This window comes from Thermomonas sp. (assembly GCF_020850895.1).
GTDB lineage: Bacteria > Pseudomonadota > Gammaproteobacteria > Xanthomonadales > Xanthomonadaceae > Thermomonas.
Genome location: NZ_JADZDS010000126.1, coordinates 13494 through 35787, shown reverse-complemented (window position 1 = coordinate 35787; position 22294 = coordinate 13494). Strand labels below are relative to the sequence as shown.

Genomic DNA, 22294 nt, shown 5'->3' with positions numbered 1-22294 from the left:
GGGCTTGGGCTTGGGCTTGGGCTTGGGCTTGGGCTTGGGCTTGGGCTTGGGCTTGGGCTTGGGCTTGGGCTTGGGCTTGGGCTTGGGCTTGGGCTTGGGCTTGGGCTTGGGCTTGGGCTTGGGCCGCGAGCGGAAGCGCAGCCGCCAGCGCCAGCAACAGGGTCGAGATTCTGAGGATGTGGGACATCTCAATGATCCTCCATCACGTCGCGCAACAGGTTCTGCAACCGCTCTTCACGGCGGGCGGCATCCACGCTCGCAGGGGCCCGATACACGAAACCGGTGTGCAGCGTGTCGCGCACCTGGCGCAATGCGGCCAAGTGGGCTGGCACTTCGGATTGACCCACTTCACGCGCCGAAACGGTCATTTCGGAAACCAACCTGACCCGCCCAGCCTCCGGATCAAGCACACGCCGGTAGCTGAATGCCACCCCATCCACGCGCTTTTCTTCCTGCTCGAATCGCGCAATCCAACCGTTGGGCGCACTCACCGTCACTTCATCGAGATAGCGCCCGGGTATCGCGAAATCCAGCGGTCCCTGGCGCTCGGTGCGAGCCGGCAGGGTGGACACACCATCCACTGCGCCAGCATCGACACCCAGCGTCCGCATGCTGCCATCCGCCTTCCACGGCGAGGCAAGCAGATACGATTCACGGATCGTAATCAGGTTGTTGTCCCGGTCATCCTCGACCGCCAACGGGTTCGAGGAGTCCACCGTGCCGTACCGCTTGCCATAGTACTCGCGGTAGCGGCGTGCACGATCCTCGATCCGCTCCTGGTCCAGCCGTTGCCGCTCTCGGTCCGCATACATGCCGCGGTATTCGGTCTGCACTGTCAGCCGCACCTTGTCGCCTTCGGCCGAGAAGTGTTCATGTGTCTCGATCCCGGTGGCCACCTGCTTCGGAGGAAGGATCGCCTCCGTGCCTTCCTGCCCGGCGATCACCGGCAGCACGTTGCCGTAACTCGACAGGTCGCCTTGCTGTGGCGTCCCCCCCTGCAGGCGCAGGGTGGGATCGACGAACACCGTGCCACCATCCACCACTGCGCGCACGATCACGTGGTTGAACAAGTCGGCAGCCGGAGCGTAGTTGCCCACGGCGCGACCGCGTTCGGTGTCCACCAGCGCGGGGACGGCCTGAATGCCCAAACGGCCCAGCAGGGTGACGAGCAGCCACGCCTTGTCCTTGCAATCGCCGTAATGCCGCTGCCACACCAATGCCGGCTCGCGTGGGCGGTGCGAACTGGTTCCGGTTTCCACGCCGAAGTAGCGCACTTCGTCCTGCACCGCGCGAAGTGCCGCCTTCAGCTTTGCCCCCGCTGTCGGCAACTGCTTCCACTGGGTGATGCGCAGTTCCAGGTCATCAGGCAACGTCACCGTACCGCGATCCGGGTACAGCGGCAGCGCCCAGGCCACCACGTCTGTCCACGTGCGTCGGGGCGCGAACTGCACCAGTGGGTGGGGTTGGTACCAGACCGGGTAATCACCCTCATCCTGCAACCGGTCGATCCGGCTCGCGGCGATCTCAACCTGGGTCGCCGCCGCGGTGTTGGTGATGGCGGGCTCCGGCGCACCGTTCTCGCGATGCACGCGGATTGCAGTGCCCGGCGGGTACAGCGTGCGCAGGCGCAGATCAAGGATCGGGTGGCCAATCGAAAGCCGAGTCTGTTCCGATGTCTGACCGGCGAGGATCGGATTGCTGCCGATGACGCTGAAGCTGATCCGGATCACGTCGCCGACACGCACATCCTCGATGACGATCAGCGCAGTCACGGTGCCGTCGGAGATTTCCTGTTCGAATTGCTGCTCGCGGCGGGCGATGGTGATCTCACCCGGCTTCAAGCGCGATTGCCAATGCCCATTGCGGAACAGTTCAACCCGGTGCAGGACCAGTTTCTGGTATTCGGGATTGAACTGGACGTCGAAACGCCCGGCCTCGCCGACATTGCCCTGCGACCGCGGTTCGTAGATGTAATCGGTGTATGCAATGTCCTGGCCCGGACGCCGGTCGACCTGACGGTCAAAACGCCAGTACCGCCACTGGCCATCATTGGTGCCGGGGGCATCCGCAGGCCACGTGGTCTGTGGGGCCCGCTCCACGACGAAGGCTGGCGCCGGGCCGGTACTGAAGCTGAATCCCCCGTTGCTGAAGTCTTCGGCCCGTGCAGGGCCCAGCGCCAACAGGCAGGCAAACAAGGCAAGAATGAAACGCATGGTGCTCCTCGGTGTTCCGTCATCCGTCCAGTGAAGCACGGGCTTGCAGGGCAACCACCGCTGGCAAGGCCTTGCCTTCGAGGAATTCAAGGAAAGCGCCGCCGCCGGTGGAGATGTAGGAGACCTCATCGGCAATCCCGAACTTGTCCACTGCAGCGAGGGTGTCGCCGCCTCCGGCGATGGAAAATGCGGGCGACGCCGCGATTGCATGCGCCACCGCCGCGGTGCCGGCGGCGAAGGCGTCAAATTCGAACACCCCGACCGGGCCATTCCAGACCACGGTGCCGGCCTTGGCGATCATTTCGGCATAGCGGTTCGCGGTGTGCGGGCCGATGTCGAGGATCATGTCGCCTTCACCCACCGCATCCACCGGCTTGACGGTGGCGGGTGCATCGGCGGCGAAGGCCGGGGCCACCACCACGTCGACCGGCAGCGGGATCTCGGCACCCCGCGCCTGCGCGGCGGCCTGGATCTGCTTGGCGGTGTCGATCAGGTCCATTTCCACCAGCGAGGTGCCGACGGCGTGGCCCTGCGCGGCGATGAAGGTGTTGGCAATGCCGCCACCGACGATCAGTTGGTCGACCTTGTCGACCAGGCTACCCAGCAACTCGAGCTTGGTCGACACCTTGCTGCCGGCGACGATCGCCAGCAGCGGCCGCGCCGGGTTGGCCAGCGCCTTGTCAAGCGCGTCGAGTTCGGCCATCAGCAGCGGGCCCCCACAGGCGACCGGCGCGAACCGGATCACGCCATGGGTCGAGGCCTGTGCGCGGTGCGCGGTGCCGAAGGCATCCATCACGAACACATCGCACAGGGCGGCGTACTTCCGCGCCAGTGCTTCGTCGTCGGCCTTCTCGCCGACGTTCATGCGGCAATTCTCCAGCAACACGATCTGCCCGGGCGCGACGGTGACGCCCTCGACCCAATCCTTCACCAGTGGCACCTCGCGGCCCAGCAGCTCCGCCAGTTTCGCCGCCACCGGAGCCAGCGAGTCGGCCGCGCTCCACGCGCCTTCCTTCGGTCGGCCGAGGTGCGAGGTCACCAGCACCGCCGCGCCCTTGTCCAGCGCCAGGTGCAAGGTCGGCAGCGAGGCCAGGATGCGCTGCTCGGACGTAATGCGTCCGTGCTCGTCGATCGGAACGTTGAGATCTTGCCGGATCAGGACCCGCTTGCCGGCAAGGTCGAGGTCGGTCATGCGCAGGAGGGTCATGCGTCAGGGATCACAGTCAGACCAGGGCGCGCATTGTCGCGTTGATGCCGCGTTGCTGCAAATCCATCCTCAGGCGCTGACCTGGTTGCGGCCGCCGCTCTTGGCCCGGTACAGGGCTTCGTCGGCGCGCTTGAGCAGGGCATCGACATCGGCATCGCCCTGCTCTCGAGCCGCCACCCCGATACTGACCGTCATTCGTCCGCCCGGGGTATCGTCGTGCGAAATATCGGCCTCACGCACCCGCGCACACACCCGATTGGCAGCCTGCATCGCCTGCCGCAGCGAGCAGTCGGGCATCAAGACAGAGAATTCCTCGCCCCCCGGCCTAGCCAGCACGTCGCCAGAGCGGAACAGGGCGCTGCGCACCGCACCGGCAAAACGGCGCAGGGCAACGTCGCCTTCCGCATGGCCGTAGAGATCGTTGTAACGCTTGAAATGGTCGATATCGAGCGCCAGCACCGCCAATGGCTGGCTGTCAGGATCATCCCAGACCTGATCGCAGGCTTCGCGGAAGCCACGGTAGTTCAAGGTGCCGGTCAAGGCGTCGGTCCGGCTTTGCAGGCTGAGTTCCGACACCGCCTGGTTGAGAGATTCGGTGCGCTCGGCGATCACCTGCTCGCGCTCGCCCAGCACCTGCTGGACCTGGGCAAAGGCCGTGTTCATGCGCACGCCAAGTTCCTCGATCCCGTGCGCCAGTGGCTTCAGTTCACCCGGCAGCCGGCTCAGCCCTCGCGCATTGATCTGCCCTCCGAGCACATAGCCACGCAAGCCCTGCAACAATGCGTCGATGCTGCGTCCCAAGATGCGCCACTGCAGGCCAAGCACGGCCATCGCGCACAGCAGGGTCACCGCCAGCAGGGCGGCAAGCAGCACGGCTCTCGAATACAGCGGGGCAAGCAACTGTTGGCGCGGGGCGATCAACGCCAGCATCCAACCATTGCGCATGCGCACAGCCTCGACCAGCGCCGGTGCATCGTCCTTCAGCAACCCACTCAACTCCAACTCCCGGGTCGGACGGTCCGCGGTGGCGGCAACCCGACCCAATGCCCTCCCGGTGTCCCCGGCATCCCCCAGGACGTCAAACCGCAGCCCATGGCTGGCGAAGATGACCCGGTTGTCGCGATCGACCAACAGCAAGTCCCATCGGCTACGCGCCGCACTCTCGGCACTCTGCCGCATCAGGCTCTCGACCGGGATCGCCGCCAACAAGGCGCCCTTGAATTCTCTTCCGCTCAGGATCGGTGCGGACACGCCGACCACGGCCTCCGATCCATACGCTGGACGGTGGTAGACGTTGGTGACGTATGGACGAAAACGGTCGCGGGCCGTGGTGAACCACTCCTCTCCCGACCCCAGGCCGGACAGCTTCGGCAACTCACGGCCACGGGCATCGTGGATGGTAACGACATCCCCTTCGGCATCGACCATCAGGATCCGGATCATGGCCGGATACGCATGCAGCAGGTTGGCCAGCTTGGTCCCGTCCTGACCGGGGCCCTCGGACACGTTTTCCGCCAACAGCCGAACGGCGGCTTGCTGGGATTCAAGGAAATCGTCGATCAGGCCAGCGTTGAGCCGAACGCTGGCATCCAGCGAGGCGGTCAGGTTCTGGTAGTCGCGATGCCATTGCACCCAAAGCAGCGCCGAACCGAACAGGATCGCCGGCAGCAACGCAGCCACGGTCAAGCCGAGGCCAAGCCGTCGGCGCAAGCTCCAGACCGCGTTCACGCCCGTCTCCGCCACGATGCCGCTGCCTCACGCCATGGCGTCGCCATGCATTGCGATTGACCCAAGTCAATTCTGGACCAGACAGCCCCCTCAAGCGCGCCGTATCCTGCCTCCATGGCCTCATGGTACCCGTTGATCCTGCTGCTGCACCTGTCCTGCGCCATTATTTTCGTCGGCGCGGTGTGTTTCGAGGTGCTCGTCCTGGAGTCGTTCCACGCCCGTTTCGACCACGCCACCATGGAGCAGATCGAGGCGGCAGTCATGGCCCGGGTCCGGCGCTTCATGCCGGTGGTGGTGGCGCTGCTGTTCCTCAGTGGCTTTGCCCTGTTCGATATCCGCTGCGGCGGCTTTACCTGCCTGGGAACCCCATTCGGCCGGCTGCTTTCGCTCAAGGTGCTGCTGGCCTTCGGCGTGCTTGGGGTGTTCGTGACCGCGATTCGCGCCGGACTGCGCGGGACCATGGATCCCTGCCGCTTCCGCCATACCCACCGCCTCGTGCTGACGCTGATGGTGGGGATCGTCATCCTCGCCAAACTCATGTTTTACGCCTGAGCGCAGGTCACGCCCATCCCACCCGGGGAATCCCATGGCCGCACTGCTTATAATGGAAAGCCCGCGAAGCCCCACGACATGACCCACGTCGTCACCGAAAACTGCATCAACTGCAAGCACACCGACTGCGTCGAAGTGTGCCCGGTCGACTGCTTTCACGAAGGCCCCAACTTCCTGGTCATCGACCCGGAAAGCTGCATCGACTGCACCCTGTGCGTGGCCGAATGCCCGGTCGGCGCGATCTTCGCCGAGGATGACGTGCCCGCGGGACAGGAACATTTCCTCGGCATCAATGCCGAACTCTCGCCGCTGTGGCCGGTGCTGACCCACAAGAAACCCGCGTTGCCGGATGCCGCCGAGTGGGACGGCAAGACCGACAAACTGTTCTTGCTGCGGCGCGAATGAAGCCCGCAAAAAAGCCCCGACCAGCGGGGCTTTTTCGTTGAAGCCGACAGGCAATCAGCCCGCCGCCATCACCTTGACCATTTCCAGGCACTTGTTCGAGTAGCCCCATTCGTTGTCGTACCAGCTCACCAACTTGACGAAGGTGTCGTCCATCGCGATGCCGGCCTCGGCGTCGAAGATGCTGGTGCGCGGATCGCCGCGGAAATCGGTGGCCACCACCTTGTCTTCGGTGTAACCGAGGATGCCCTTGAACGCGCCTTCCGACTGCGCCTTCATTTCCGCGCAGATTTCGGCATAGCTGGCGGGCTTGTCGAGTTCGACGGTCAGATCGACCACCGACACGTCCGAGGTCGGCACGCGGAAGCTCATGCCGGTCAGCTTCTTGTTGAGTTCCGGGATCACCACGCCCACCGCCTTGGCCGCGCCGGTGCTGGAGGGGATGATGTTCTCGAGGATGCCACGGCCACCGCGCCAGTCCTTGTTGGACGGGCCATCGACGGTCTTCTGGGTGGCGGTGGCAGCGTGCACCGTGGTCATCAGGCCGCGCTTGATGCCCCATTTGTCATTGAGGATCTTGGCGATCGGCGCGAGGCAGTTGGTGGTGCACGAGGCATTGGAAATGATTGCCTCGCCCGCGTATTTGGCGTGGTTGACCCCATACACGAACATCGGCGTTGCGTCCTTCGAAGGTGCCGACAACAACACCTTCTTCGCGCCTGCATCGATGTGCTTCTGCGCAGTATCGGCAGACAGGAACAGACCGGTGGACTCGATCACCACGTCGGCGCCCACGGCATCCCACTTCAAATTGGCCGGGTCACGCTCGGCGGTCAGGCGGATGCGCTTGCCGTTCACCACCAGCGCGCCATCCTCGACACTCACACTCCCCTTGAAACGCCCATGCACGGAGTCATGCTTGAGCATGTAGGCAAGATAGTCCGGCTCCAGCAGATCATTGATGCCGACGATTTCGATATCGCCCGCGAAATTCTCGACCGCGGCGCGGAACACGCAGCGCCCGATGCGGCCGAAGCCATTGATGCCGACCTTGATTGCCATCCCGAAGACTCCTGAAAGGGTTGCGCGCCGGACAACGTGTCCGATCCGCGCTATTTTAGCGGTTTCATCCCTCCCGGCCATCCTCGATGTCAAGACGCCCCAAAATCGCCATCGCTCTGGCCCTGATCACCCTCGTCCCAGTCGCCGCGTTCGCATGGTCGGCGCTCGGGCATCGGCTCGTGGGTGCGCTGGCCCAGGCCAAACTCAATCCCAAGGCCGCGGCCGAAGTCGCGACGCTGCTCCAGGGCGAACCGACCCCGACCCTCGCCGGCGTGGCGACCTGGGCTGATGACCTGCGCACGACCGACCCCGAACACTTCCGCGCCACCTCGCGCTGGCATTACATCAATGCGGCCGGGGGTGGCTGCAACTTCGACCTCGCCCGCGACTGCCCGGACGGCAATTGCGCGGTGGTGGCGCTGGAACGGGAAACCGCGATCCTTGGCGACCCCAGCAAGCCACTGGCGGAACGTCGCGACGCGCTCAAGTGGGTGGTGCACCTGGTCGGTGACTTGCACCAGCCGCTGCACGCCAACAGCCGCACCGATCGCGGCGGCAACCAGTTCCAGATCAGCCTGCGCACGACCATCCAGCCGGAAGCCTTTGCGCTCAAGCAGTACGTCGACGGCGTGCAGGGCACCAACCTGCATTCGGTCTGGGATTTCTACATCCTCGCCAACCGCAAGCTCGACCTGAATGCCTATGTGGCGGCACTGCAAGCAGCGCCGTCTCCGACGGCCGCCACGGAAGCGCGTGCGTCAGACGCTCCGCTGCAGTGGGCCGAGGAATCCTGTCGCCTGACCGAACAGCCGGGCCTGTATCCGCCCGACAACAAACACAAGATGACCAGCCACTACTTGGATCAAATGCGTCCATTGGCCGAACAGCGTATCCAGATCGGTGCGATCCGGCTTGCCGACCTACTGAACAAGACGCTGGGTGGCGAATCGCCTGCCGCGCCAAGAAACCACTGAGCCCATTCGGGCAACACTGACAAATCAGCGTTGCCTTGGTGGTTCTCGCCAGCCGAGGTGAGCCAGCCGGCCAGCATGAATGGACCACTCCTTGGGGCCACGCTCTTCGCCGGAATCGTTGCCTGAAGACCACGATGGATCACTCGCGTTCCACCACCGCACGCCCGTTGTCTTGTCGGAAGGTGAACTGGTAGTCCTCGGTGAATGGCAGCGAATGCACGTGCCTGCCGGTTACGCGCTGCAACGGCAGGAAAGTCCAAACTCGTACCGCGTGCTCAACGGCATCAGCGAACCCCTGCTCATCACCGGCATTGTCGAGGATGCGGGCATCACTCACCTTGCCTGCGGCGTCGATGATCAACCGGACAACCACGGTCACGGCCGGCAAGCGACGATCCAGTCGTTCCGCCGGATACACCGGAAGGCTGTTGTCCTTCGACGGCACCGGGTCGAGGTAACTGCTGCCCGCTGCCTGCTGGTAGCGAACGGTCGAGGCATCGTCATCCACCCGTTCCGCACCCACCGCGCCGTCTGCTGCATACCCCATCACCGGGGTTGACGGTGGTGGCTGCGATGCGCAACCGGTGGCGGTGATCGCCACCGGGAGCAGCGCACATGCCAGCAGGGCGTTGCGAACTGAGCGCAAGGCCTCAGCCTCCGTTCGCCGCCGGCCGTGCCGGTGCCGGCGGTGTTGCCTCAGGATCGTGCGCTGCAAATTGGATCGGTACGCGAACCCGGCTCGCCACCGGCTTGCCGGCGCTCATCTCGGGACGGAACATCCACCCGCGCACTGCCGCCAGCGCCGAGGCATCGAGACGGCTGTCACCGCTGGACCGATCCACCACGGCATTCGTCACACGACCATCTGCGCCCACGTCCACCACCATCACGACCATGCCTTCTACACCTGCTTTCAGGGCATCGCGAGGATAGACTGGATCTGCCAGTGGATGGATCGCCGTCGCCGGTGATTCACCTGCCGAACGGACACGCGGTGGAGGCGGAGGCGGTGCCACCAGCGCACCCGGTGCAGGCGGCGGTGGAGGCGGAGGAGGCGGATATCCCTGCGGTCCCGGCTGCGCCAGCCTGGCCTGTTGCGCCAGATCGCGGTCCGCTTGTGCTCGTGCCCGATCCTGTTGTGACTGGATGCGGTCCGTTTGTGCTTGGAAACGATCTTGTTGCGCCTGCACACGTGCCTGTTGAGCCTGCTCGCGCGCCTGCCGCGCCTGTGCGGATTCAACCTGCCCAGGCGTGGTGGATTCGGCTTGGCCTGGCTCCGTCACCGACTCGACGCGCGGCGGTTGCGCCGCCCACACACCCAGCGCGGTCGCACCGGCGACGATACCCAACACGGCCATTCCCACAATCCGCTTTCCGCGTGCAGGACGTTCTCGATTCAACAACATGATTCTCTCCTTCAGTGGGTGGGTCATGCCCCAGTGACAGCCCATGGGGATGGGCTGCAGCGACAGGGCGGCATCGAGCATCGTGTCGGCGTAACGACGACGGGCATCGGGATGGGTCGCGAGGACCCGCGCATCGCAGGCGAGTTCCTGGTCGTGGCGCAGTCGCGCGGCGGCGACATGCACCAGCGGATTGCACCAGAACATGGCCCGCAGCAACGCCACCAACGCATTGACCCACGCATCGCCTGCCTGCCGATGGCATTGCTCATGGGCCAGCAGCAGCGCCTGCTGTTGGCTGTCATAACGACTGGAGTGATCGGCGGGCAGCACGATCTGCGGGCGCAGTACGCCGACCAGTGCCGGCAGGCCCGCACAGCTTTCCGCGCGCACCACGCTGTTGCCCGCATCCAACACCTCAAGCTTGCCCAGCGCCTGCTCGAAGCGCAGCTGGTGCCGCCATAGCCACAGCCCCATGCCCAAGCCACCAGCGGCCCACACGGCCAGCCAAAGCGACGTCCAGTCCGTCGCCATCGGCATTGGCATTGGCGTCGCTGCCCAAGCGGAGAGAGGCGCGGCGATGATAGCGGCAGGCAGGTACACCGCCCGCGCCGGCAACAATGTCGCCAACAACGCCGCCGGCACCAGCAGCCAGACGCCGTATGCCACTCCGGCGCCGAAGGTCCGACGCAGGGGCAGGCGCAAGGCGAGCGCCAGCAGTATCGCGAAACTGCTGGCAGTGCAGGCTTCGATCAACCAGGCCCAGGCTTCACGGCTGTCCATCGTCGATCTCCTCGATCAGTTTGCGCAACTCGGCGATGTCCTTGCGGCTGAGCTTTCGCTGTTCGGAAAAATGCGCGACCAGTGGCGCGACGCGGCCATCGAACAGGCGGTCAAGCAGGCCCCGGCTTTCAGCCTGCACCCAGTCCTCGCGCTTGAGCTCCGGGCTGTAGAGAAACCGTCGCCCGTCCTTCTGTGCACTGATCGCGCCCTTGTTGAGCAGGCGGTTGAGCAGCGTCTTGATCGTAGCTTCCTGCCAATCCTGCGCATTGGCCAGCGCACTGACCACCTCGTCCGCGCCCAGCGGATGGCGCTGCCAGAGCACGTCCATCACCACTGATTCGGCTTCGCTGATCTGCATTGTTTACACCCGTAATCTTTTCCTCAGATTACATGTGTAATTTGACTTGTCAAGCGTGCTGGGGAGTTCCGGTCCGGGTCCTGTTTCCGGAATGACTGACCGCCACTGGACCTGCCGTCCGCAAGCGTCGGACGCCCGGTGTGACCCGCAGGCCTTCGGCGCAAATGTCCCCCGGCATTCGCTGGTGGCGAATGCCTCCTCCGTTAGTTTGCTCCGAAGGCCTGCGGGCCACACCGGGCTGCGTTGTACAGGGAATCAGGAAGTTTCAGGCGCCTGCTTGAACCTGAGACACCTGGAAGCTTCGGAAGGCCGAGCCAGATACCCTTGGTCGCGAAATACAGGGGGAGACATCGGCCACAAGCCGATGTCGGAGGACATTCGCGACCAAGGGTATCCGGCTCGGCCTGAAACGACAGTGCACACCCGAAGCCACGGCAGTCAATGCATGTGCATGGGTGCGTCGCCATCCATGCCGCGCACCTCGAAGCGCACCTTGCGTGATCCCGCATGCGCGAACACCAGCGTCGCTTCGAAGGTTTCACCGGCGACCAGCGGATGCGCCGGACCGATCAGCATCAGGTGGTTGCCACCGGGAGCAAACACCAACCGCCCGCGTGCGGGAACGACGGCGCCGCCTTCGATCGGGCGCATCCGCATCACCCCACCCTCATCGCGGGTTTGATGCATCTCGACCCGCTGCGCGATGGTGCTGTCGATGCGCAGCAGGCGATCGGGCGTGTCGCCGTCGTTGATCACGACGAGATAGCCGGCCGCCACCGGAGCCACCGCCGGGGTAGCACGCGCCCACGCCTGTTCGATGCGCAGGCCATCGCGTGGCGCTGCAAGCACGGCGCACGCCATCGACAGCAGCAAGAGCACGAGCAACGTTCGAATCGTTCGCATCAGGCATTCCTCGTCACAACCCAACATCCAACGCAGCCCAACCGTCAGCGAACGCGGCGCACTCGGCTGCAGGATCGCACCCCCGATACCGGCATGATTGCGCAGGTTCGGCGCGCCACGTGGCGGCGATTGGTCAGCCTGCTGACCTCATCGGACCGCACCCCGCGACCGCAACAACGTTCGCGGATGATTCTCATCATAGCGAACGAACCGCTTCAATCACTGCCTCGACCGTGATCCCGAAATGCGGGAACAGCGCTTCCGCCGGCGCGCTGGCGCCGAAGCTGTCGATGCCGATCACGGCGCCATCCAGACCAACGTACTTGCGCCAGAATCCCGTGACGCCGGCTTCGATCGCCACGCGCTTGCGGCAGGCACGCGGCAAAACGGCTTCACGATAGCTGGCGTCCTGGCGATCGAACACCTCGGTCGAGGGCATCGACACCACCCGCACGCCCTCACCCAGTTGCGCCGCAGCCTGCATCGCAAGCCCCACTTCGCTGCCGGTGGCGATCAGGGTGACTTCGGGCGCACCGACGCTGTCCTTCAGCACATAGCCACCACGCGCGATGTCGGCCACCTGGGCATCGCTGCGCGGCTGGTGCGGCAGGGTCTGGCGGCTGAACACCAGGCAAGCCGGGCCATCCTTGCGCAGGATCGCGGCCTTCCATGCCACCGCCGATTCCACCGCATCGCAGGGACGCCAGAGATCGTTGTTCGGGATGTAGCGCAACGAGGCCATGTGCTCGATGGGCTGGTGGGTCGGACCGTCCTCGCCGAGGCCGATCGAGTCGTGGGTGTAGACGTGGATGGCCTGCGCACCCATCAGCGCGCTCATGCGCACCGCGTTGCGGGCGTAGTCGGAGAACACTAGGAAGGTGGCGTCGAACGGCAGGAAACCACCGTGCAGGGCCAGCCCGTTGCTGATCGCGGTCATGCCGAATTCGCGCACGCCGGAGTGGATGTAGTTGGCATCCGGATCGCCCGACGTCACCGGCTTGCTGGCCTTCCACAGGGTCAGATTGGAATGCGCCAAGTCCGCCGAGGCGCCAATCAACTCCGGCAACAGCGGGGCGAATGCTTCGATCGCCATCTGCGAGGCCTTGCGACTGGCGATGTTCGGGCCATCCGCCTGCAACTTGGCGATGTAGGCATCGGCGGCTTCGGCAAAGCCCTGCGGCAGCGCACCGTCCATGCGGCGGGTGAACTCCGCGGCCAGTTCCGGATAGGCCGCGCGGTAGGCCGCGAAGCGCGCGTTCCACTGCGCTTCCAGCCCGGCGCGATCGCGCCCGCGCCAGCCGGCGTAGACGGCCTGCGGAATCTCGAACGGCGCATGCGGCCAGTGCAGTGCGGTGCGGGTGGCGGCCACCTCGTCCTTGCCCAGTGGCGCGCCGTGGCTGGATTCCTTGCCCGCCTTGCCCGGGGAGCCATAACCAATCGTGGTGCGGCAGCAGATCAGGACGGGCTTGTCGGATGCCTTCAACGCGGTCTCGATCGCGGCCTTGATCTCCACCGGATCGTGCCCGTCGACGCCACGAATCACATGCCAGCCGTAGGCTTCGAAGCGCTTGGGCGTGTCATCGGTGAACCAGCCGTCGGTATCGCCGTCGATGCTGATGTGGTTGTCGTCCCAGAACGCAATCAGCTTGTGCAGGCCCAGCGTGCCGGCCAGCGATGCCGCCTCGTGCGAGATGCCTTCCATCAGGCAGCCGTCACCAAGGAATACCCAGGTGCGGTGATCGACGATGGCGTGGCCGTCGCGATTGAAGTGCCGCGCCAGCAGCTTTTCTGCCAGCGCGAAGCCGACCGCATTGGCAATGCCCTGCCCCAGCGGCCCCGTCGTCGTTTCCACCCCCGGACAGACGTGGTTTTCCGGATGGCCCGCGGTCTTGCTGCCGAGCTGGCGGAACGCCTTCAGTTGTTCGATCGGCAGGTCATAGCCGGTCAGGTGCAGCAGCGCGTACTGCAGCATCGAACCGTGCCCGTTGCTGAGCACGAAACGATCACGATCCGCCCAGTGCGGATTGGCCGGATTGCAGTCGAGGTAATCGTTCCACAGCACCTCGGCGATGTCGGCCATGCCCATCGGCATGCCCGGATGCCCGGAATTGGCGGCCTGCACCGCATCGATGGCGAGGAAACGGATGGCGTTGGCGAGATCGCGGCGGCTGGGCGCAGTCATGGCGTGAGGTGCAGCGGAGGGAATGCGTATTGTCCCACCCCGCACGGGCTGTTGTCGCCCCGCGTGGGCATGCCGAACCCTCTGAACCCTACGCAAAAAGTGACTGATCCGTTCTCACCAAACTGGCTCATGTCACGCGTGCAGCGTGAGCCGCCATTTCGAAACGACCATTCACCACCATGCGCATGGTCTGCAGACAAGATACGGCTTGTCCGAAATTTCGAAAACTTGCACTACGGCGCCACACCATCCGCACTCGTTTCCACGGCTTCGGCATCGCTGGACTCACCCTTCGACACCACCGCCGCCAGCATCAAATCACCGGTGACGTTGAGGGTGGTGCGGCACATGTCGAGGAATCGGTCGACGCCGAGGATCAAGCCGATGCCTTCCGGCGGCACCCCGACCATGCCGCAGATCAGCGCGATCACCGGCAGCGAGCCGGCCGGGACGCCGGCGGTGCCGATGCCGCCGAGGATGCACACGAACATCACCGTGATTTGATGCTCCAGCGTGAGTGGGACCCCGAAGAACTGGGCGAGGAACAGCACGGTCACACCTTCGAACAGCGCGGTGCCGTTCTGGTTAGCGGTGGCGCCGACGGTGAGCACGAAACGCGAAACCCGTCGAGGCAATTTGAGCTGCTCCTCGGCCACCTGCAGTGACACTGGCAAGGTGGCGTTGCTGGAGGCGGTGGAGAACGCCATGACCATCGCCTCTTGGACGCCACGGAAAAACGTTACCGGCGACCAACCACCAAGGAAGCGCAGCATCAGCGAATAGACCACGACCAGATGGATCGCCAGCGCCAGCACCACAACCCCAACGTAAGCCCCGAGCGAACGCAGCAGGTCCCAACCGAACAGCGCGGCGAGGTTGAACATGAAGCAGAACACCGCGTACGGCGCCAGCGAGATGACCAGTTCGATCAGTTTCATCGACACTTCGAACAAGCCCTGGATCCCGCGCTGCAAGGCCGCCGTCGCCTCGGTGCGCACCAACACCAGCCCGATGCCGAGCATCAACGCGAAGAACATCACCGCGAGGATGGTGTTGTTGGCCGCCGCCGCCACCACATTGTCGGGGACGATACCCAGCAGCAGATCCAGGCCCTTGGGCTGGCTGCCGGCACCGCTCACGATCGCCTGCGCGCGCTCGGCGCTTTGCGCGAGCATCGTTTTGGCCACTTCGGGATCGACGCCACCGCCCGGATGCAGCCAGTTGACCAGCAGCAGGCCGAGCACCACGGCAATGCCGGAGGCGACGACGGTGTAGCCCAGGGTTTTCCACCCAATCCGGCCGAGCGAGCGCACGTCGCCCATCTCGGCCACGCCGATGATCAGCGCCGAGAACAGCAGCGGAATCACCAACATGAAGATCAGGCGCAGGAACAGCGTGCCGGCCGGCTGGGTGACGTACTCGGTCAGCCACTGCACCCAAGGCGCGTCCGCACCCGAGACATAGTGCGCCAGCAAGCCGAGCATCAGTCCGGCCAGGAAGCCGATCAACATCTTCCAGTGCAGTTTCAGCTTGCCGCTTCCGTTGTTGGCCATCGAACCGCCCAGCAGGTGCCCAGGCCGATGAGCTTAGCAAACGCCGAGGCCTACTCCGGATACAGCGGTGGCAGCAACGCGTCGATACGGGCCTTCGGTTGCCGCCAGAACGCACCTCCGGCAAACGCCGCACGTAGCACACGCAATGCCACTTGCGCATCACCGTCGCCCCAGCGCGCGGCCTGCAAGCGGGCGACGGCATCGCGCTGTGCGGGTTCCCGCAGGTGATCCAGCACATGGTCGAGATCGCCGGACGCCGCACCGGCCTGTCGGGCGAGTGCACTGGCAATGCGGCCCAGATCCCCGCCTGCGAGTGCATCGGCCAGGGATTCCGTGTGTGCGGATGCTCCGGCGCATCCAGCCTTTGCAGCCGCGGCAATCCGCCTCCGCCACAGCAGCGTGGCCGATGCAACCAGTGCCAGCAGTGCCAAGGCGCCTGCGTACCACCACGCCATGATCGAGGTACCGGGCTTCTCCGCTGGTGCCGAGGCAGTCGATTCACGGTCGTGCCTCGATGACGGCACCGGCGTCGCCGTGCCGGGAGTGGCCGCTCCGGTCGCTCCGAATCCGGGCGCAACGTCCAGCGTCAGCGCGGGCAGTTGCGTCGTCCTTGCCACCCCGGCCAGCGCGTCCCACCACGTCACGGTGGGGCCAGGGAGGGTGAGTGCACCTGCCTGTTGCGGCACCAACGAAAAACTGCGCCGTACGCTGGCGCGCAGATGGCCGTCCGTCAGTTGGGTGTCCGCTTGCGGCGGTTCGGCGAAGACACGGACACCCGACACCGAAGGCAATTGCAACGCCGGCAACTGGGTTTCGCTGGCACCCTCGGCGGTCAATGCGATCTCGACGGTTGCGGCCTCACCGACCCGCGCATGGGTCGGCAGCCGCAGGTAGCGCAAGCCAAGCGACCGCAGCGGCAACCATGGCTGCGGCGCGTCCGGCGGGATCGGCCTGACCTGCAACCGGATCGGTGCGGATGCGGCCGAGACCGGGTGCTGGTTGTCGTCGAACAGGGCATCCAGGCCTGCCGATCCACGCAAGCCGTTGAAGCGCGCACCCGGCAGTTGCAATGCACCGCTGGACTCCGGGATCAGCAAGTAATGCCGCTCGATCACGTAGTAGCGCCTGCCACCCAGCGCACGGATCGAACGCTGATCCTCGCCCACCTGCTGCATCGATGCACGTGCGGGTGGGTCTTGATCCAATTGCCCGGACAGCAAGGGGATGGCGTAGTTCAACCGAACCGTGACGCCCACCGATTGCTGCACGAAGGGCCTGGGATCATCGACCAAGGTTTCGACGAACACATCGGAACTTGCGCTCGCAGGCTGAGCCTGTGGCGGCCGCACCATCAGTCGCAGCGGCGCGGTCCAGGTCGCACCGACCCGCAGCGGCGGGATCGTCAGCACACCCGGCGCCTTCGGCCGCAGCCCGAGGACCAACAAGGTTTTCCGACTACTGCGTCCATTCACCCACTCGACGCTGCTATGCTGCGTCTGACCGGCGATGTCGAACGCGTCACGCAGCGGCGAGCTATCGATCGCCGACGCCGGCTGGTCGGTTTCGATCGTGAGCGCCACCGATTCGCCGTAACTGATGTCGGTCCGGTCCAGCCATGCCCGCGTCTGCGCCTGCACGGGCAAGGCCATCAGCGCCAGCAACATGCACAACACGGCGGCGCTGGCGCGGCTCATTGTGCGTCCCCACTGCGACGACGTGCTTCCAGCAGGAAGCGTGCGCGCAGCAATGCGCCGGGATCATCCGGCACCCGCTGCAGCCAGGCCTGATTGGTCAGCCGGCGTTCGCGCTGCTCCGGCGTTTCCTGCGCACTGGCGGGTGTCGTTTGCGACGCTCGCCGGGGGGGCGACTGTTGTTCACGCAGGGCGTCCTGCATGCGCTGGCGTTGCGCCGCATCCGCGCGCTGCTGGGCCTGCGCATCGGCTGGCTTGGGCGGTTGTGGCACGCCTTGCGACGGCGTCTGACGTCCGTGCTGATTCTGCTGCGGATTCTGCTGCGGATTCTGCTGCGGATTCTGCTGCGGGTTCTGCTGCTGGTTCTGCTGCTGGTTCTGCTGCTGGTTCTGCTGCGGGTTCTGCTGCGGGTTCTGCTGCTGGTTCTGCTGCTGATTCTGCTGCTGATTCTGCTGCGGGTTCTGCTGCGGGTTCTGTTGCGGGTTCTGCTGCGGGTTCTGTTGCGGGTTCTGCTGCTGATTCTGCTGCTGATTCTGCTGCTGGTTCTGTTGCTGGTTCTGCTGCTGATGTTGCTGCTGGCGACGCTGGGCGGCGTGCACCAGGTCACGGTTAAAGCGTGCGTCAGCCATGCCCGGCTGCAGTTGCAGCGCGCGATCATAGGCCGCAATCGCTTCCGGATACCGCCCGGCCTGTGCCAGCGCATTGCCGAGGTTGTATTGCGCTTCGGCACCGGGCAGGCCGGAAAGCTTGGCGATCGCAGCAGCGTATTCGCCACGCCGGTAATCGGCGATGCCTTGCTGCATCCGTGCCCAGCCCGCCTGGTCGGCGCGTTGCCACAGGCTGCCTTGCGGCGTGGCTTGCGGTGCGGCCTGCTGCGCGCGCGCCGTCGGCAGCCACAGGGTGCAAACGAGGACCACGGCCAGCGCACCGCCACGGCGGAACCACGGCAGCACCAGCAACATCACCAGTGGAATCAGCCAGTAACCATCGTCTTGCCACAACGCCGCGGTCTCGCCACGCGCGGTGCGTGCCACGTCCTGCTGCGGATCAAGGACACCCAGCGCGCGCAAGTCGGACGCGTCCAGCGTGATCGATGCATAACGTCCGCCGCCGGCAGCGGCCAAGCGTTGCAACGAGTCGACATCCAGCTTGGCGGATTCGAGCGTGTCTCCGTTCCGATAGACACCACCGCGCGGACTGCCCAATCCGAGCACCATCACCCCGTCCCCTTGCGCATGGACGCGTTGCGCCTCGGCAATCGCACTGGCATCGGCATGGTCGGTGATCAGCAGGATGATGCCATGCGCAAAACCGGCTTGGTGCAGCAGCGACAGCGACCACGTGATCGCACGATCGACATGGTGGCCATCGGCCGGCATCACCTCGGGTGACAGCGCGTCGAGATACAACGCCACATTCGCGGCATCGGGTGTCAGCGGGGCAACGGTGTAGGCATCGTCGGCAAACGCGACCAGTGCGATCTGCCCACCATCACGCAGGCGCAGCAGATCAGCGAGCTTTGCCCGCGCTTGCGCCAAACGATTCGGCGGCAGGTCATTCGCCAGCGTCGCCTGCGACAGATCCAGCGCCACCACCAAGGGCTCGCGGGTTTGCAGCAATGGCTGCTCCAGCTTGCGCAGGCTCGGCCCGGACAGCGCCAACACGGCCAGCACACCCGCAAGCAATGCCCTCAGCCGCGGCCAGTTCGACGATGCCGCGCCGTGTTTGCCATCGTCAAGGAGATGCGGCAACAGGTGCGGATCGACCGCGTCCTGCCAAACCGAGCGACGCCGCGCGCGTGCTTTCAACAGGATCGCCAATGCCAGCAAGGGCAGCAGCGCCAGCAACCACCACGGGCGCAGGACATGCAGCTGGCCGAGGGTGTCGATCAAGGCGCTCATCGCCGCCTCCCGCGTAACCACAGCGCCAGCAGACCAATACCCATCGCCATGCCCAACGGCCACGGATACAGCTCGATGCGCGGCCGCAGCGGCAGTCCGGCGTGGCGGGTCGGTTCAAGCCGATCGATCTGGGAATAGATGCCCGCCAGTTCGTCGGCATCGCGCGCACGATAAAAGCGGCCGCCGGTGGTCTCGGCGATCTTGCGCAGGCCGTCTTCATCCACCTCATCGCCGCCACCGAGCGGCAACTGGAAGCCGAACAGCGACACGCCCTGGCCATCGCCCCCAAACGCAATCGTGTAGATGCGCACGCCCGCATCGTGGGCGATCTGCGCCGCGCGCTGCGGATCGAGGATGCCGGAATTGCTCATGCCATCGGTGAGCACGATCACCACCCGCTGCTTGGCCGGCTGCGCCTGCAATCGCTTGGTCGCAAGGCCCATGGCATCACCGAGTGCGGTCGAACGCCCCACCAGCCCGAGCTGGGTGTCGTTGAGCTGCTGGCGCACGCTGTCACGATCCGCAGTCAACGGCGTCAGCGCGAAGGCGCGATCACCGAACACGATCAGGCCAAGACGGTCTCCCGCGCGACGGTCGATGAAATCGGACAGCACCGCCTTGGCCGCAGTCAGCCGATCCACCGCGCCGCCACCGAGCTGCATGTCCTCCTGACCCATGCTGGCGGACAGGTCCAGCACCAATTGCAGGTCACGCCCGGCCTGTGCAGGCGCGATTTCCGGCCCCAACCGCTGCGGCCGCGCAGCGGCAAGGCAGAGAAGCATCCAAGCGCACAGCAACAGCCACGGGAACCGCACGGCCTTGCCGCGCCCAGGTGCACCCTTGGCGATCGCCTGCAAGCGCTGCGTCCACGGCACCTTCAGCGCCGGGCCCTGGGTGGACCGTGCAGGCAGCAGGTGGATCGCAATCGGCAGCACGATGGCGGCCAGCACCCACGGCCACGCAAAGCCATCGACCAGCAAGGCTTGCGGGAACAGGCTCATGCGCGCCGCATCCAGTCGAGATAGCGCTTGCGCGCCGCCACGCACAGCGCATCCACCGCGTCCGCATCGACCTGCGGACGAAACGCGCCCTCGACCAGCAAGGTTCCCGACTCGGTCTGGAAGACCGCCGGTGACAGCCCGACATCCAGGAAGCGCAGCCACTCCTCGCCCAGCAGGCGATCGGCCTGCGGATCGATCCGGCGCGCGGCGCGGCGCAGCAGCTGCGACACCGCCGCGACCTTGGCGGCGGGCGTCATCGCCGCGTCGATGGTTTGATCGAACAATCGCGCCCACGCTGCATGCCGGCGCGCCCTACGCCGTCGCCACAGCATGATTGCGAGCACGACCACCAGCAGCACGACCGCCACCAGCCACCAGCCCGGTGCCGGCGGCCACCAACTGGGTGGCATGCCCGGATGCATCGGCTTGAGCGGCAACGGCGCGATCACGAAACGCGCCTCGCAGGGGGATGGCGCAACAGGTCCCGCACGATCTCGGTGGGCGTGTCGCTGGACAGCGACGCAGCCGCCAGCCCATGGCTCGACAGGCACGCCAGAGCCTGCTCCAGCACGCCATCGAAGGCCTGCTTCCAGCGCTGGCGCACAGCGGCCTGATCCAGCCCCAGCTCCAATCGGCCATCGCCGAGTGCGAACGGCAACCGCGCCACCGGCGGGCGGTGTTCCAGCGGATCGGTCAGTAGCAGCACGCGTGCGTCGTGGTGGCGTGCCAATTCGGGCCAGAGCAGTTCGGGGACGCTGGCAATGCTCGCCGGTTCGGCCAGCACCAGCAGGCGCGAGCCCGGCCGCAGCAGGCGCCGCGCATGATCCAGCGCCAGCGACAAGCCGGCATCCTCATCTGGCCGCTTCGTGTACCAGCGCACCAAGGCATCCAGTGTGCGCAGTGCACCACGCTGGCCGGCCGCAGGGGCGACCGGCGGCTCGCGCTGGCTGCCACGCAACGCGGCGATCCGATCACCATCGCGCACCGCCTGCCACGCCATCAGCGCCCCCGCACGCGCGGCCTGCACCGACTTGAAACGCACCCGGGTTCCGAAATACAGCGCGGGTGCAGTGTCGGCGACGATCAGGGTCAGCCGCTCACGCTCGGCTTGGAACAATTTGGTGTGGGTGTGGCCGGTGCGTGCGGTCAGCCGCCAGTCGATCAAGCGCGCGTCGTCACCAGGAACATACCGGCGCGACTCGGCATATTCCATCCCACGCCCGAGCAATCGTGAGGACGCTTGTGCCAACAACCCATGCCGGCCCTGCTTCGCTCCAGTTCGCGTGTGGGTCATCGCCCGCAACCCGATCAGCTCCGTAAGCGTCGGAATCGTGCCGGTGCTGGAACGCGCCTCACTCATGATTCGAACGACGTCTTGATCGCCACCCTCAAGGCAGCGGCACCAACCGCAGCAGTTCCGCCACCAAGCGCGGCCCATCCCAGCCTTCGGCACTGGCCTCGAAGCTGGGCAGAACCCGATGGCCGAGCACGTCCGGTGCCACCTCGCGCACGTCCTCAGGGGTCACGAAATCGCGCCCCGACAGCCACGCCCGCGCACGCGCGCAACGCTCCAATGCGATCGAGCCGCGCGGACTGGCACCCCAGGCGATCTTCCGGGCCAGCCCTGCGTCGTAGCGTGCCGGCTCGCGCGAGGCCAGCACCAATTCAATGAGATAGCGTTCCAGTGCCGGTGCCATGTGCAGCTCAAGCACGGCGCGACGCGCGGCGAACACCTCCTGCCGGGACAGGTGCACCATCGCGGCAATTGGCGATGATCCACCCATGCGGGCGCGTTCACGTGCGATGCGCAGGATGTCGGATTCGGTGTCCGCCTGCGGATAGCCGATCCGGACATACATGAGGAAGCGATCGAGCTGCGCTTCCGGCAACGGGAACGTGCCTTCCTGCTCGATCGGGTTCTGGGTGGCCATCACAAGGAACAATTCGGGCAGCGGCCACGTGCGTTTGCCGACCGTCACTTGGCGCTCGCCCATCGCCTCCAGCAAGGCGGACTGCACCTTGGCCGGTGCGCGATTGATCTCGTCGGCCAGCAGGATCGAATGGAAGACTGGCCCCGGCTGGAATTCGAAATGGCCGTCCTGCGGCCGCCAGACATCGCTGCCGGTGACATCCGCCGGCAACAGGTCGGGGGTGAACTGGATACGCGCGAAGTCCGCGTCCAACCGCCCCGCCAGCGCGCGGATCGCCGTGGTCTTGGCGAGCCCCGGCGCACCTTCCACCAGCAGGTGGCCGTCGGCGAGCAGGGTGATCAACAGGCGCTCGATCAGGCGATCCTGCCCGACGACTTCCCCCGCCAATTCGACACGCAGTGCATCGAAGCGCACCTTCAAGCCCGAATCATCCACGGTCTGGCTATCCAT

Annotated in this window: 19 protein-coding genes and 1 pseudogene; 3 read left to right on the top strand and 17 right to left on the bottom strand. The window is 65.6% G+C overall.

The features are described from left to right. From IT472_RS11345 to IT472_RS11330, 4 genes are all read right to left on the bottom strand, one after another. A partial coding sequence (locus tag IT472_RS11345) for a hypothetical protein (RefSeq protein ID WP_297181633.1) occupies window positions 1-192 on the bottom strand: 192 nt, incomplete at its 3' end. Beyond that, on the bottom strand, window positions 189-2213 hold the full coding sequence (locus IT472_RS11340) for a DUF3857 domain-containing protein (protein WP_297181632.1): 2025 nt from the start codon (window positions 2211-2213) through the stop codon (window positions 189-191). The genes IT472_RS11345 and IT472_RS11340, both read right to left, overlap by 4 nt. 19 nt (window positions 2214-2232) lie before the next feature. Further along, the gene (locus tag IT472_RS11335; protein WP_297181630.1) at window positions 2233-3420 is read right to left on the bottom strand and encodes a phosphoglycerate kinase; all 1188 of its coding nucleotides are present in this window, start codon (window positions 3418-3420) and stop codon (window positions 2233-2235) included. A gap of 69 nt (window positions 3421-3489) precedes the next feature. Further along, entirely contained in the window at window positions 3490-5148 is a 1659-nt protein-coding gene (locus IT472_RS11330) for a sensor domain-containing diguanylate cyclase (RefSeq protein ID WP_297181628.1), read from the bottom strand. 132 nt (window positions 5149-5280) lie between these two features. Between IT472_RS11330 and IT472_RS11325 the strand changes: the two genes are divergently transcribed. Then, window positions 5281-5700, top strand: a complete 420-nt coding sequence (locus tag IT472_RS11325) for a hypothetical protein (RefSeq protein WP_297181627.1) — start codon at window positions 5281-5283, stop codon at window positions 5698-5700. A 78-nt stretch (window positions 5701-5778) separates the two neighbouring features. After that, window positions 5779-6105, top strand: coding sequence for a ferredoxin FdxA (gene fdxA, locus IT472_RS11320; RefSeq protein WP_297181626.1), 327 nt, complete (start codon window positions 5779-5781; stop codon window positions 6103-6105). Between the two features lie 54 nt (window positions 6106-6159). Here fdxA and gap read toward each other — a convergent pair whose 3' ends face one another. Continuing rightward, window positions 6160-7164, bottom strand: a complete 1005-nt coding sequence (gap, locus tag IT472_RS11315) for a type I glyceraldehyde-3-phosphate dehydrogenase (protein WP_297181625.1) — start codon at window positions 7162-7164, stop codon at window positions 6160-6162. An 86-nt stretch (window positions 7165-7250) separates the two neighbouring features. Between gap and IT472_RS11310 the strand changes: the two genes are divergently transcribed. Next, a complete protein-coding gene (locus IT472_RS11310) occupies window positions 7251-8138 on the top strand; it encodes a S1/P1 nuclease (protein WP_297181624.1) in 888 nt (295 codons plus the stop codon). A 139-nt stretch (window positions 8139-8277) separates the two neighbouring features. Here IT472_RS11310 and IT472_RS11305 read toward each other — a convergent pair whose 3' ends face one another. The 12 genes and pseudogenes from IT472_RS11305 to IT472_RS11250 all read right to left on the bottom strand — a co-directional run bounded on the left by IT472_RS11305 (window position 8278) and on the right by IT472_RS11250 (window position 22294). Beyond that, window positions 8278-8784, bottom strand: coding sequence for a TonB family protein (locus IT472_RS11305; RefSeq protein WP_297181622.1), 507 nt, complete (start codon window positions 8782-8784; stop codon window positions 8278-8280). A gap of 4 nt (window positions 8785-8788) precedes the next feature. Then, window positions 8789-10324, bottom strand: coding sequence for a TonB family protein (locus IT472_RS11300; RefSeq protein ID WP_297181621.1), 1536 nt, complete (start codon window positions 10322-10324; stop codon window positions 8789-8791). Continuing rightward, a complete protein-coding gene (locus IT472_RS11295) occupies window positions 10311-10682 on the bottom strand; it encodes a BlaI/MecI/CopY family transcriptional regulator (protein ID WP_297181619.1) in 372 nt (123 codons plus the stop codon). Before IT472_RS11295 ends, IT472_RS11300 begins: the two co-directional genes overlap by 14 nt. Window positions 10683-11120: 438 nt before the next feature. Further along, complete coding sequence (locus IT472_RS11290; RefSeq protein ID WP_297181618.1) at window positions 11121-11585, bottom strand: copper chaperone PCu(A)C; 465 nt, start codon at window positions 11583-11585, stop codon at window positions 11121-11123. Window positions 11586-11781: 196 nt separating this feature from the next. Then, window positions 11782-13767, bottom strand: a complete 1986-nt coding sequence (tkt, locus tag IT472_RS11285; protein WP_297181617.1) for a transketolase — start codon at window positions 13765-13767, stop codon at window positions 11782-11784. Between the two features lie 233 nt (window positions 13768-14000). Continuing rightward, window positions 14001-15320, bottom strand: a complete 1320-nt coding sequence (locus IT472_RS11280; RefSeq protein WP_297181616.1) for a dicarboxylate/amino acid:cation symporter — start codon at window positions 15318-15320, stop codon at window positions 14001-14003. A gap of 50 nt (window positions 15321-15370) precedes the next feature. Next, a complete protein-coding gene (locus IT472_RS11275) occupies window positions 15371-17014 on the bottom strand; it encodes a BatD family protein (RefSeq protein ID WP_297181614.1) in 1644 nt (547 codons plus the stop codon). Then, window positions 17011-18912 carry a VWA domain-containing protein gene (locus IT472_RS11270; protein WP_297181613.1) on the bottom strand — a complete coding sequence of 634 codons (1902 nt, stop codon included), beginning with the start codon at window positions 18910-18912 and terminating at the stop codon, window positions 17011-17013. The genes IT472_RS11275 and IT472_RS11270 overlap by 4 nt, the downstream gene beginning before the upstream one ends. Then, the gene (locus IT472_RS11265; RefSeq protein ID WP_297181612.1) at window positions 18909-19913 is read right to left on the bottom strand and encodes a VWA domain-containing protein; all 1005 of its coding nucleotides are present in this window, start codon (window positions 19911-19913) and stop codon (window positions 18909-18911) included. Before IT472_RS11265 ends, IT472_RS11270 begins: the two co-directional genes overlap by 4 nt. After that, entirely contained in the window at window positions 19910-20359 is a 450-nt protein-coding gene (locus tag IT472_RS11260; RefSeq protein ID WP_343231833.1) for a DUF4381 domain-containing protein, read from the bottom strand. The genes IT472_RS11265 and IT472_RS11260 overlap by 4 nt, the downstream gene beginning before the upstream one ends. A gap of 221 nt (window positions 20360-20580) precedes the next feature. Then, window positions 20581-21207 (bottom strand): annotated as a pseudogene (locus IT472_RS11255) (DUF58 domain-containing protein); the annotation flags it as partial. 94 nt (window positions 21208-21301) lie between these two features. Continuing rightward, the gene (locus IT472_RS11250) at window positions 21302-22294 is read right to left on the bottom strand and encodes a MoxR family ATPase (protein ID WP_297181609.1); all 993 of its coding nucleotides are present in this window, start codon (window positions 22292-22294) and stop codon (window positions 21302-21304) included.